This window comes from Winogradskyella sp. MH6 (assembly GCF_022810765.1).
GTDB lineage: Bacteria > Bacteroidota > Bacteroidia > Flavobacteriales > Flavobacteriaceae > Winogradskyella.
The window spans coordinates 2,224,257-2,236,160 of sequence record NZ_CP094494.1 but is presented as its reverse complement, the minus strand read 5'-3'; the positions used below and the strand labels follow the sequence as shown (position 1 = coordinate 2,236,160).

Genomic DNA, 11,904 nt, shown 5'->3' with positions numbered 1-11,904 from the left:
TTTATGTCTTGATACCAAACTTGGTATATGTTGTTTTATTTTTTTTTGTTTCCTTACGAATTTTCAGGTTTAACTTTTCTGCTTCTTCGTTTTTATAAGGTCTTTGATGATGCAAATGTACGCAAATCGTACTATACCTTACTTGTAGAAATTTGATGCCGTTATTCATCATACGTTCACCTACTTCTCTATCTTCTCCTCCATATTGCATACGTTCATCAAAACCATTTACAGCTAAAATATCGCTTTTAAAACAGGAAACATTCATCCCATCAAAAGTAGCTTTGGTTGGTGTTAATGTATTTAAGAGGTTTGCTTTCACCTTAGATTTAGTCAGCTTATTTAACTTAAACGTTTTGGACTGACCTTTAACTAAAAGCCATTGCTTATCAAAACATTTTTGAGTGTCAATAACATCTTTTGTAATGCTTTGAGATACGGTTTCAGACAACTTAAAATAACCTCCAGAAAGCGCACAATGAGGTCGTTTTAACTTTAAATGTGTTTCCACAAAGTCTTCTCTTGCAATGCAATCTCCGTCTGTAAATATGAGGTATTCTGAATGTGAAGCAACGATAGCTTTATTCAGAATTTTTGTTTTTTGAAACCCTTCATCCTTTTGCCAAACGTGTAAGACATTTAATTTTGAATAGGTTTTAAACGCATCAATCACAGCTTTTGTTCTATCGTCTGAACCATCATCTGCAATAATCAACTCGAAATTAGATTCGGTCTGAATGTTATAGCTATGCAGCACCAACGCTAACCATTGTGGTTGATTGTATGTACTTATAATAACCGAAGCTTTAGGTCGTGATTGCATAAGCACAAAAATACTATTTTTACAACACTGAAATTACAAGTATGCTAAAACTATCTGGTGTTATTATTACCTTTAATGAAGAACGAAACATAGAGCGTTGTCTACAATCCTTAGTAAATGTGGTTGATGAGATTGTGGTTGTAGATTCTTATTCTACTGATAACACTAAAGCAATTTGCCAAAAATTTAATGCTACGTTTATTGAGCAAAAATTTCTCGGCTATATAGAACAGAAAAACTTTGCTTTACAACAAGCTTCTTACAACCATATTGTTTCTCTTGATGGTGATGAAGCGCTTTCTGAAGAACTTCAAAAATCTATTATTAAACTAAAAAACAACTGGGTTTTTGATGGATATTATGCCAACCGTTATAATAATTTTTGCGGACAATGGATAAAGCATAGTGATTGGTATCCTAATAAAAAAATGCGTGTTTTTGACAAAACCAAAGCAGAATGGACAGGTATTAATCCGCATGACAATGTTCAATTTTTAGACAGCAATACCAAAAGTGGTCACTTAAAAGGAGATATTTTGCATTGGACCTACCAAACCTACTCTGAATTCAATAAAAAAACCGAACATTTCTCAACCATCGCTGCTAAAGCTTATTTCGATAAAGGTAAAACTGCTCCTATTTGGAAAATTATCTGGAATCCAACTTGGGCTTTTTTTAAGTCTTATTTCTTAAGACTTGGTTTTTTAGATGGATTTAATGGGTTTGTCATCTGCGTACAAACCGCAAATATTACTTTTTTGAAGTATTCTAAGCTGCGTGAACTATATAAAAAGAAAATTTAGTTTTTCTTTTTTCGCCAGAAATAATATTTCTTTTTAAAAGCCTCTTTCTTTTTAAAGCCAGACGAAAACTTTTGTGAAAAGTAATACATACGTTCTCTAACTTCATCATGAGGTTTGTTTATCAATTTGGCATATTCATCACTAATGATGTCTAGCATATAATCTTTTGGAGATAAACGTGCAAAATTTGCCATACGCTCATCATAGGTTAACGTCTTAAACTCCATACGATTGAGGTCTACTAAATAAAAATCGTAGCCAGTACTCGTCTTTTTTATAAGTGTATTACCTGGCGAATGATCTAAAAAATGAATACCGTTTTCGTGTAACTTATACGTAAACTGTGTAAACTGCCTGAGAATATTATCGTAGTCATCACACTCTGGCTCATCAATAAGCTTTCGGATTGTAAAATCGTATTCTAATTGTTTACTTATATAGTAACTTTTTCCAAATATAAATAGCGATTTATACTCTATATAAGCTTCAGGTGAAGGTGTAAGAATTCCCAAGTCCAATAAACGTTGACCATAAAGAAATGATCGCTCTGCCTTACTTTTTCTAAAAAAACGATAGACAATTTTATTGACTAGATTAGGAACCTTAAATTCCTTGATATTATACCGTTGCCCATCAATCGTTAGAATTTTAATGACGTTTCGGTAACCATTACCAATCATTTCTCCTTCATGGTCAAAATTCTCAATAGCTTTCATTAAGCTGTCTTTTGACAAGGCTGAGTTTTTGTGTATTTTAATGGTTACTGACATAGGTTAAAACATATCTAACAATGATTTGCAAAAGTAGGTATTTATAGCGTGCCTTTCAAATTAGCAAACTAAGGATGTAGAAATATTATTTCTTTAAATTTGCCTATCAAACAACAGCAAGAAGATGTTTAAACACTATCTCATTACACGTTTTAACCTCAAGAATAAAAATTGGGAAGTAACTAAAAATAACGAAACGCTTTTAACACGTGAATGGATGACACATCGCATTGGCTTGTTTAGTAATTTCTGTCTACCTTCTGTTGCTAGCCAAAGTAACACTAAGTTTGAATGGCTATTGTTCTTTGATACAAGTACAGATTCTGATTTTAAGGATGAAATAGAAACTTTACTAAAACCTTATTCGCATTTTAAATCCTTTTATATTGATGGCATGGGCGCTTTTCACTCTTCCATCAAACATTATATTGAAGAAGATAGTAAGGATACTCCATACATCATCACCTCTCGTATAGACAATGACGACTGTATTCATAAAGATTACATCAATACAATTCAAAAGCAATTTAAGTCACAAGATTTTATGGCTATTGATGTTTTAAAAGGCTATTCGCTTCAAATTTCACCTGAAATTATGCTAGGTAAAAAAGAGCATATTTTTAATCCTTTTATAAGTCTTATCGAAAAAAATGAAGCTCCAAAAACCGTTTGGTTTAGTGACCATAATATGTGGAAAAAAGAATCGAGACGTGTTGAAATTTCAGACAAACGTCTTTGGATGTCTATAATACACGAAAAAAATAAAGTCAATGAATTTGATGGTTATGACAATGTAGATTGGGATAATATAAAAACTCAGTTTATCGTATCTGAAACTATTGAAGAAAAAATATCTAAAGAGATTATTCCGCATAAAAAATGGCGAAAATTAAGCCTAAAGAATAAGCTCTACGTTAATTATGTTCTTGCCAGTAAAAAGTTTAAAAAAGCCTTGGGACTCTATAAAATAAAGTAACCTTGAAAAACCTTACTTTTGCTTTGCTAAAAACAATTTAAATGCGGTTAATACAATTTACAGCCTCTAATGGTTGGCGTGGTCACGAACAAAAAATCATCTACTTATACGAAGCTTTTAAAGCAGAAGGCTATGTAGAAGACCAATGGATTGTTTGCCCTATAGGCTCTGAAGTAGAACGTATTGCAACCGAAAAAGGCATGCAAGTAATTCCGTTTGAATATAAATCTGAATACAGTTTATCTTACGCAAAAGAATTTAAAAAGTTAGCCCAAGAAAAACAAGCTTCAGTAATTTTCATTCACAGCAGTAAAGCGCATACTATAGCGGTTTTAGCACATTTTTTATTCGGAATGAAAGTACCTCTAGTACTTTGTAGAACACTAATAAAACGTGTAGATACCAATTTTTTCAGAAAGTGGAAATACAATTACAAAGGCATAAAAAAAATTATTTGTGTCTCTCAACCTGTTGTAGAATCTTTAAAATTTGCAGTTAAAAACCATAGTAAATTAACTGTAATAGGTAGTGTTACTGATGTAAATAAATTTAAAAAGCAAGAAGGCACCGGAATTTTACATGAAGAATTCAACATTCCAAAAGACTATAAAATAATTGGGAATATTGCCGAATTCACAGGGTTTAAAGACCACTACACTTGGGTAGACACTGTTGAAATTTTAGTTAAAGAAAATGCTATTAAAGCCAAATATATACTTGTTGGTAAAGGCAGTATGGAGCAAGACATAAAGGATTATGTTGAAGAAAAAGGCCTAACAGAGCACATTATTTTTACAGGCTTTAGAAGAGATGTTCCTGAAATTTTACCAGAATTTGATTTGTTTTTATTCACTTCAAATAATGAACCTACAGGAGGAGTTCTTTTAGAATCTTATGCTTGTAAAGTTCCTATTGTAGCTGCCGATGCTGGTGGCATTTCTGAAGTCATTGTAGATGGCGAAACCGGTCTTTTAGCCAAGGCAGGCAATCCTAAAGATTTTGCAGAAAAAGTAACTTTACTAATGCATGACGAAAACCTACAAGATAAATTTACCAAAAATGGATACCAATATTTATTAGATAACTTTACCAAGAAAGTTATTGCTAAGAAAATGTATGATGAGTTGTCTAAGCATCAACTTCAATAGGTAAATGTATTAAATTGCCTAGTTCTTTATTTAATCTTTCTACCGATAAACGTTTAAGAGCTGCCCAGGGAAAAAATGTAAGTTCTCCAAAATAAGGTTTTCCATTTATAGAATAGAGGTCTACACGTACAAATATAAACTCGCTAGATAACTTTTCAGCAATATCTATTAATTCTCCTAGGTTACTTGGTTTTGGTAAATCTTTATCTAAAAAATTTTTTGAATTAGAATCTCCCTTAACCTTATTCCATTCTAAATCGTAGTAGCAATTTCTATATTTCCCATTATAGAATGTTTTAGTCCAAATGTATTTTGGCTTACCATGAATACAGAAAAACTTATAATCTACAATATTTTCACTATCAGTTTGATCCAAGTAATGCTCAGCTAGGATTCTAGGTTTAATCGTACGATAAATAGGCTCTTTATACTTGTCGTAATAATTAAGTTCTAAAAATTTTTTTAGCGTTTTTTTTACTTCATCCCCATTTATTTTAGATTTATCTTCCACAATAACATTATAACCAGACCCATGAGTCCCTTTGAGGGCAAATTGATTTGGCAATTCTTCAAAATCTATATCATCCACATTATCATATACACCAATAAAATCGACAAGATATTTACTTCCAACTTTGTTTTTAACAAAATCTCTAACCTCATACTTATCTACAAAATCCTTATACTTCTCATTGTAAACATTCATTTTCAACCATTGTAGTTTTTCCATAAACTCTTCCGGCTGATCTATATTTAATCGCTTTTCATTCTTTAAATAATACTGTGCTTTTATATAAGCCAAATTAGCACCAGTCTTGCTCTTAAGATACTTGGAAAGTATTTGATAAAATTTTCTCTTGAAGAAATTCATTAGCTAAAATTATACTGTAAAAATATCAATTGTTTTAAACATAATAAATGGTTATTTCATTTTAAAACGACTGCTGTAAGTATTATCTTTGCAAACCCTAATGTTATAGGATTTTACAATGACTCACACACAAGCTCTAAAACACCAAATTTTTAAAATCATTTCACAATCTTCTGAAGAATTGCAGCTAGATTGTTATGTGATTGGTGGCTTTGTACGCGATTATCTTTTAGAGCGTGGAGATGCCAAAGACATCGATGTGGTTGCTGTTGGTAGTGGTATTGAATTGGCACAACAAGTTTCTAAAAACCTAGAAACAAATCCTAAGGTTCAAATATTTAAAACCTATGGTACAGCAATGTTGCGCTACGATGACATTGAGGTTGAATTTGTAGGTGCTCGGAAAGAAAGCTATCATGAAAATAGTAGAAATCCCATTGTTGAAAACGGAACTCTACAAGATGATCAAAATCGTCGTGACTTTACGATTAACGCTTTAGCATTAAGCCTCAACAAAGCTAATTTTGGAGAACTGTTAGATCCATTTAATGGAATCGAAGACTTGGAGAAAGGTATTATAAGAACACCTCTAGATCCTAATATAACCTATAGTGACGACCCACTTAGAATGATGCGTGCTATTCGCTTTGCGACGCAATTAAATTTCAAAATTGAAGAGCAGTCACTTAAAGCTATTGCAGATAATAAAGAGCGTATAAAAATCATCACCAAAGAGCGTATTGTAACTGAACTAAATAAAATTCTTGAAAGTGATAAACCGTCAATTGGTTTTAAACTTCTAGAAAAAACAGGACTTTTAGATTACATTCTTCCAGAACTCACAGCACTTAAAGGTATTGATGAAGTTGAAGGCCAACGTCATAAAGATAATTTTTATCACACCTTAGAAGTAGTTGACAATATTTGTGAAACTACTGACAACCTTTGGTTACGCTGGGCTGCACTTCTACACGATATTGGAAAAGCTCCAACCAAAAAATTCCATAAAAAAGTTGGTTGGACGTTTCATGCCCATGAGTTTGTAGGTTCTAAAATGGTTTACAAACTTTTCAAAAGATTAAAAATGCCATTGAATGACAAAATGAAATTTGTTCAAAAAATGGTACTCATGAGTTCTCGTCCAATTGTTTTAGCCACTGAAGTTACTGATTCTGCCGTGAGACGACTAGTGTTTGATGCTGGTGAGCATGTTGATGATTTAATGACATTGTGCGAAGCAGATATTACAACAAAAAATCCTAAAAAGTTCAAGAAGTATCATAACAACTTTAAACTTGTAAGAGATAAAATTGTTGAAGTTGAAGAACGTGATCGTGTGCGTAATTTTCAACCACCAGTTTCTGGCGAAGAAATAATGAAAGCTTTTAATTTAAAGCCTTCAAAAGAGATTGGAATTATAAAGGAAGCCATAAAAGAAGCCATTTTAGAAGGTGATATACCAAATGAACATGAAGCTGCATATCAATTAATGATAGAAAAAGGAAAAAAATTAGGACTTACTGTAGCGGTATGATTAGGTTAAAAAGAACTGATTCTTCTAATAAAGATTTTGTTGATCTGGTTAAACAACTCGATGCCTATTTAAGGATTACTGATGGAGATGAGCATGACTTTTACAATCAGTACAACTCTATAGAAAACCTTAAACATGTTGTAATCGCTTATACAGAAGACAAACCTGTAGGCTGTGGAGCTTTTAAAGATTTTGAGAACAATAGTGTTGAAATAAAGCGCATGTATACTTTAGAGAAAAACAGAGGAAAAGGCATAGCTTCATTAATTTTAAATGAACTTGAAAAATGGGCTTCTGAATTAAACTATGATTCATGTATACTAGAAACAGGAATTAGACAGATTGAAGCTGTTGAATTTTATAAAAAGAACTTTTACGCTATAATTCCTAACTACGGACAATACAAAGGAATAAAAAACAGCCTTTGTTTTATGAAAAATTTACAAAATGAAAAAAGATAATAAAGCCGTAATCTACTGGCTACTTACAGGTTGTATTTTAATTTTTATTATGGTTGTTGTTGGTGGTATTACCAGGCTTACACATTCTGGTCTTTCCATTTCTAATTATAAGCTAATATCAGGAACAATCCCACCTATGAATGAGGTTGAATGGAATGAAGCCTTTGAGCTTTACAAGCAATATCCTGAATACCAAAAACTCAACAACCACTTTACTTTAGAAGATTTTAAAGACATTTATTTTTGGGAATGGATCCACCGTGTCATTGGTCGTTTTATTGGTTTGGTGTTCATTATTCCGTTTATTTATTTTTTAATTAGAAAACAACTTTCTAAACCAACCATAAAAAAATCCATTATTCTGCTCCTTATGGGAGGATTTCAAGGATTCCTTGGCTGGTATATGGTAAAAAGTGGTTTGGTTGATAGACCAGACGTAAGTCATTACAGGCTAGCTGCACATTTAACCACTGCATTTTTAACCTTTGCCTATACATTTTGGGTCGCATTAGATTTAATGTTTCCTAATAAAAAAGCTATAGACACTAAACTTAGAAATTTTATCAGAATAGGTCTAGTTGTATTAATCATTCAGATTATTTATGGTGCTTTTGTAGCTGGGTTAGATGCAGGTTGGATACACAATCACTGGCCTTTTATGAGTGAAGGCAAACTTATTCATGAAACTGTTTACACAGAACATAACCCAAAATACCTCAACTTTATTGAAGGAAAAAGTGGTGTACAATTTATACACAGAACATTAGCATATGTTGTAGTGATTTTCATTTTATCAATTTGGTACAAAGCCACTCGAAAAGACATTACCAAATGGCAAACTAAAGGTGTTAACAGTCTTCTGCTTGTGGTTGGTATTCAGTTTTTACTGGGTGTACTTACGCTATTATTGGCTGTGCCAGTTTGGTTAGGTGTTTTGCATCAGGTTGTTGCATTTATTTTATTGAGTTGTATGGTTTTTACACTGCATCGTTTTAGTAAATAGTTTAAATTTGCACCATGATTTACAGATTTAGAGTCATATTAGACAACGACACAGAAGACGATGTGTTTCGCGATTTAGAAATTCGTGAAACCGACACAATGGAAGATTTGCATAACATCATTACCCAATCTTTTGGCTTTGATGGTATGGAAATGGCTTCTTTTTATATTAGCGATGACGAATGGAACCAAGGTGAAGAAATTGCCATGTTCGACATGAGTGAAGCTGGTAATGAAGTTAAAATGATGAGTACAACGGTTATCAAAGATGTTGTACACGAGGCTTCACCAAAACTAATCTACGTTTATGATTTCTTAAGTATGTGGACATTTTACGTAGAGCTTGCTGAAATTGTAGACGAAGCCCAAGGTACAGATTACCCTAACCTAATGTTTGTTCACGGTCAAATTCCTGACGAAGCACCAGATAAATCTTTTGAAGCTGAAGATGATGATGCCTTTAACGAGTTTGATGATGATCTAGATATTGATGATTACGAGAATCTAGATTTTGACGAGAACTGGAACTAAAAAGACTAAAAGAAATTTTTCATATTAATGCCTTGGTAATTTCGCTTTACGAAATCTAAGGCATTTTTTAATATACCTCCCATATTTTGGCAGCGTCTAAACTCTACATCATTTGTGTAGTTATAAATTTCCTCTTTCAATAAGTCTATATGTTTTGGAATAGAAATTATATCGTTTTCCATGCAATCTAATAACTCATCAATTCTATTTTGGTAACTTATCATACGCTTAGCAATAATAGATCGCTCTTCTATTTTGTATTGGTCTATAGATTCTTTCTGAATACGATCTCGTACTAATTCTACCATCTTGTAGTTTTCTTTAAAAAATTGAGGTCTGTAAATTTTTAATTTTCCTTCATAGCTCTGTTGGTCAAAATCTATGGCTCTTATTTTATAAACCACATGGTCAAAATCGTGAGTAGGTACTATAACATAGTTGTAAGAACGCATATCTCCTAGTAACCTAATCATACAACGTTCATTAAACTTCACAAACTCTTTTGCTATTTGGGATTTTTCAGATTCAGTACGTTGTGGCAACATATTTTTTATAAATTCATCACCAGGAATACCTGCAATATGCTCTTCTATTAAAGTATCTTTATAAACCAAAAAGTTTAAATTGTATGGAGATAACATGTGCTCCAGTTCTAATCCATAAACTCTAGAGGCATCGCCTTTTTTAACATAGAAGTACGTGTAATTATCATTCAATATATTTCTTACCTTAACTCTAAAAGGTTTAGAATTTCCGAACGTACAATAATCTACAGCATCTACATTAAGATATTTAAAAATGTCTTCATTACCATCAGAAATCAAAATAGAATATACAAGCTTTAGACTTCGATCAATTTCTTCACGTTCAAACTCATTGTAATAAACACGCACCCAAAGTGTGTCTTCATCATTTTTATCATAAACCACAACCGAACCTTGAAAACGCAACAAATCATCATAAAAAATAGGCAATCGTATATTTCTGTTATAGGATTTCAGATAACTATGCAACTTATCACTAATTGGATAAGATGGTTTCTTTTTAGAAATTTTTAAATCTTCCATATCAACTAATTAGTACTAAAATAAGGTTTTATATCGTTATCTTGTAACAAATATTTTAAACGCTCGTCTTACTTACATAACCAATCAATGCTGCATTTTCAGTATTAAAAACCAATCAATTTTGGAACAACCCATTCTTACAATTAGCAATCTTACTAAAAAGTTCGGTTCACTTACGGCTGTAAAAGATTTAAGCTTCACAATAAATAAAGGCAATGTATATGGCATTTTAGGACCTAATGGAAGTGGTAAATCTACCACTTTAGGCATTGTACTTAATGTTGTGAATAAAACCAGTGGAGACTTTAAATGGTTTAACGGAAACACATCTACGCATGATGCTTTAAAGCAAGTAGGTGCTATTATAGAGCGACCTAATTTTTACCCTTACATGACTGCAGAACAAAACCTAAAATTGGTCTGTAGAATAAAAGGTGTTGACCATAATAAAATTGATGAAAAACTTGAAATAGTAGGTCTTTTAGAAAGAAAACATCATAAGTTTAAGACCTATTCTTTAGGAATGAAACAGCGTTTAGCAATTGCTTCTGCCTTACTTAACGATCCTGAAATATTAATTTTAGATGAACCTACTAACGGTTTAGACCCTCAAGGCATTCATCAAATACGTCAAATCATAAAAGATATAGCGGCTGGTGGCACAACCATTTTATTGGCTTCTCACCTTTTGGACGAAGTAGAAAAAGTATGCTCTCATGTTGTTGTTCTAAGAAAAGGTGAAAAATTATATTCAGGTCGTGTTGATGAAATGATTAGTAGTCATGGCTTTTTTGAATTAAAAACTGACAAAAAGAAAGAGCTTATTTCAATTTTAGAGTCTCATCCAAATTTTAGTAGGCTTAAAATTGAAGGAGAGTTAATAACTGCTTTTTTAAATGAACCTATGTCAGCTTCAGACTTTAATAAAATGATGTTTGATAAAGGCATAATTCTATCTCATTTAGTAAAACGTAAAGAAAGCCTTGAAGAACAATTCTTACAACTAACAGATGAAAATGAGATTAATCAAGAAATAGGAAAATTAAATTAAAACTAAGCACAACCAACCACATCATGTTAAGATTATTAAAAATAGAATTTGATAAATTAAGATATAATAAAGCAAGTAGAATACTTATACTTACCTACTTCATTTTACTTGTACTAATAGCTCTTTTTGCTGTCATAAAATTTGATATTGGTCCAGTTAAATTTCATTTAGCTGAAATGGGCATTTTTAATTTCCCGTATATCTGGCACTTTAACACATTTGTCGCTGGATTATTAAAGTTTTTCTTGTTGCTGGTTATTGTTTCTATGGTATCTAACGAGTACAGTAACAAAACCTTAAAACAAAACCTCATAGATGGTTTAAGCAAAAAAGAGTTTATACTATCTAAATTTTATATGGTTTTAGCATTCTCGCTAATATCTACAGTTTTTGTATTTCTTGTATCATTAGTTTTAGGTTATATATACTCTAGCTACACAGAACCTTCAATAGTTTTTACAGATTTAGAATATTTACTCGCCTTCTTTGTTAAACTTGTTGGGTTTTTCTCTTTTGGTTTATTTCTAGGAGTTCTAATAAAACGATCTGCATTTGCAGTGGCAACAATGGTTGTCTTATTCTTAATAGAATTTATTAGTTGGAGCGTAGTGTCTGCCTACAATAGAGGTACAGACTTCGCAGACAACATCTACCAATATATGCCTTTTAAATCCTTATGGAATTTAATTGACGAGCCTGGTTCTAGGTTATCAGCAGTACAAGCATTAGCCAATCAGATAGATGAAGATTTATCTTACGATTATGCAGTACATTGGTACGAAATTGCCATCGTATTAGGTTGGTCTGCACTTTTTATCTTTTTATCTTATCAATTGTTAAAAAAGCGAGATTTATAATAGCTTTGTA

General features: G+C 32.0%; 13 protein-coding genes. 9 read left to right on the top strand and 4 right to left on the bottom strand.

Going from position 1 to position 11,904, the window contains the following annotated elements; translation table 11 throughout:
- Position 1: 1 nt before the first annotated feature.
- Complete coding sequence (locus MST30_RS10005; protein ID WP_243471268.1) at positions 2 to 823, bottom strand: glycosyltransferase family 2 protein; 822 nt, start codon at positions 821 to 823, stop codon at positions 2 to 4.
- A gap of 41 nt (positions 824 to 864) precedes the next feature.
- Between MST30_RS10005 and MST30_RS10000 the strand changes: the two genes are divergently transcribed.
- Entirely contained in the window at positions 865 to 1,626 is a 762-nt protein-coding gene (locus tag MST30_RS10000) for a glycosyltransferase family 2 protein (RefSeq protein ID WP_243471267.1), read from the top strand.
- On the opposite strand, the gene MST30_RS09995 is transcribed toward MST30_RS10000, so the two are convergent.
- Entirely contained in the window at positions 1,623 to 2,396 is a 774-nt protein-coding gene (locus MST30_RS09995; RefSeq protein WP_243471266.1) for a Kdo domain containing protein, read from the bottom strand. The genes MST30_RS10000 and MST30_RS09995 overlap by 4 nt on opposite strands.
- Positions 2,397 to 2,520: 124 nt before the next feature.
- Here MST30_RS09995 and MST30_RS09990 point away from each other — a divergent pair, with 124 nt between their 5' ends.
- Both MST30_RS09990 and MST30_RS09985 read left to right on the top strand, forming a co-directional pair.
- Entirely contained in the window at positions 2,521 to 3,372 is an 852-nt protein-coding gene (locus MST30_RS09990) for a glycosyltransferase (protein ID WP_243471265.1), read from the top strand.
- Positions 3,373 to 3,413: 41 nt separating this feature from the next.
- Complete coding sequence (locus MST30_RS09985) at positions 3,414 to 4,520, top strand: glycosyltransferase family 4 protein (RefSeq protein WP_243471264.1); 1,107 nt, start codon at positions 3,414 to 3,416, stop codon at positions 4,518 to 4,520.
- On the opposite strand, the gene MST30_RS09980 is transcribed toward MST30_RS09985, so the two are convergent.
- Positions 4,501 to 5,391, bottom strand: a complete 891-nt coding sequence (locus tag MST30_RS09980; protein WP_243471263.1) for an ATP-grasp fold amidoligase family protein — start codon at positions 5,389 to 5,391, stop codon at positions 4,501 to 4,503. The genes MST30_RS09985 and MST30_RS09980 overlap by 20 nt on opposite strands.
- Positions 5,392 to 5,509: 118 nt before the next feature.
- Here MST30_RS09980 and MST30_RS09975 point away from each other — a divergent pair, with 118 nt between their 5' ends.
- From MST30_RS09975 to MST30_RS09960, 4 genes are read left to right on the top strand one after another with little or no spacing between them, the layout of a single operon-like run.
- Positions 5,510 to 6,925 carry a CCA tRNA nucleotidyltransferase gene (locus MST30_RS09975; protein WP_243471262.1) on the top strand — a complete coding sequence of 472 codons (1,416 nt, stop codon included), beginning with the start codon at positions 5,510 to 5,512 and terminating at the stop codon, positions 6,923 to 6,925.
- A complete protein-coding gene (locus MST30_RS09970; RefSeq protein ID WP_243471261.1) occupies positions 6,922 to 7,386 on the top strand; it encodes a GNAT family N-acetyltransferase in 465 nt (154 codons plus the stop codon). Before MST30_RS09975 ends, MST30_RS09970 begins: the two co-directional genes overlap by 4 nt.
- On the top strand, positions 7,373 to 8,389 hold the full coding sequence (locus MST30_RS09965; protein WP_243471260.1) for a COX15/CtaA family protein: 1,017 nt from the start codon (positions 7,373 to 7,375) through the stop codon (positions 8,387 to 8,389). Before MST30_RS09970 ends, MST30_RS09965 begins: the two co-directional genes overlap by 14 nt.
- A gap of 14 nt (positions 8,390 to 8,403) precedes the next feature.
- Complete coding sequence (locus tag MST30_RS09960; RefSeq protein ID WP_243471259.1) at positions 8,404 to 8,919, top strand: IS1096 element passenger TnpR family protein; 516 nt, start codon at positions 8,404 to 8,406, stop codon at positions 8,917 to 8,919.
- 5 nt (positions 8,920 to 8,924) lie between these two features.
- Here MST30_RS09960 and MST30_RS09955 read toward each other — a convergent pair whose 3' ends face one another.
- Positions 8,925 to 9,986 carry a hypothetical protein gene (locus tag MST30_RS09955; protein ID WP_243471258.1) on the bottom strand — a complete coding sequence of 354 codons (1,062 nt, stop codon included), beginning with the start codon at positions 9,984 to 9,986 and terminating at the stop codon, positions 8,925 to 8,927.
- Between the two features lie 121 nt (positions 9,987 to 10,107).
- Between MST30_RS09955 and MST30_RS09950 the strand changes: the two genes are divergently transcribed.
- Positions 10,108 to 11,037, top strand: coding sequence for an ABC transporter ATP-binding protein (locus MST30_RS09950; RefSeq protein ID WP_346346965.1), 930 nt, complete (start codon positions 10,108 to 10,110; stop codon positions 11,035 to 11,037).
- Between the two features lie 23 nt (positions 11,038 to 11,060).
- On the top strand, positions 11,061 to 11,894 hold the full coding sequence (locus tag MST30_RS09945; protein ID WP_243471257.1) for an ABC transporter permease: 834 nt from the start codon (positions 11,061 to 11,063) through the stop codon (positions 11,892 to 11,894).
- The last annotated feature ends 10 nt before the right edge of the window (positions 11,895 to 11,904 follow it).

Excerpts from the sequence above, each read along its gene's own strand:
- MST30_RS09970 (WP_243471261.1), top strand. The coding sequence starts at position 6,922 with ATGATTAGGTTAAAAAGAACTGATTCTTCTAATAAAGATTTTGTTGAT.
- MST30_RS10000 (WP_243471267.1), top strand. The coding sequence starts at position 865 with ATGCTAAAACTATCTGGTGTTATTATTACCTTTAATGAAGAACGAAAC.
- MST30_RS09965 (WP_243471260.1), top strand. The coding sequence starts at position 7,373 with ATGAAAAAAGATAATAAAGCCGTAATCTACTGGCTACTTACAGGTTGT.
- MST30_RS09985 (WP_243471264.1), top strand. The coding sequence starts at position 3,414 with ATGCGGTTAATACAATTTACAGCCTCTAATGGTTGGCGTGGTCACGAA.
- MST30_RS09990 (WP_243471265.1), top strand. The coding sequence starts at position 2,521 with ATGTTTAAACACTATCTCATTACACGTTTTAACCTCAAGAATAAAAAT.
- MST30_RS09945 (WP_243471257.1), top strand. The coding sequence starts at position 11,061 with ATGTTAAGATTATTAAAAATAGAATTTGATAAATTAAGATATAATAAA.
- MST30_RS09980 (WP_243471263.1), bottom strand. The coding sequence starts at position 5,391 with ATGAATTTCTTCAAGAGAAAATTTTATCAAATACTTTCCAAGTATCTT.
- MST30_RS09955 (WP_243471258.1), bottom strand. The coding sequence starts at position 9,986 with ATGGAAGATTTAAAAATTTCTAAAAAGAAACCATCTTATCCAATTAGT.
- MST30_RS09975 (WP_243471262.1), top strand. The coding sequence starts at position 5,510 with ATGACTCACACACAAGCTCTAAAACACCAAATTTTTAAAATCATTTCA.
- MST30_RS09960 (WP_243471259.1), top strand. The coding sequence starts at position 8,404 with ATGATTTACAGATTTAGAGTCATATTAGACAACGACACAGAAGACGAT.
- MST30_RS10005 (WP_243471268.1), bottom strand. The coding sequence starts at position 823 with ATGCAATCACGACCTAAAGCTTCGGTTATTATAAGTACATACAATCAA.
- MST30_RS09995 (WP_243471266.1), bottom strand. The coding sequence starts at position 2,396 with ATGTCAGTAACCATTAAAATACACAAAAACTCAGCCTTGTCAAAAGAC.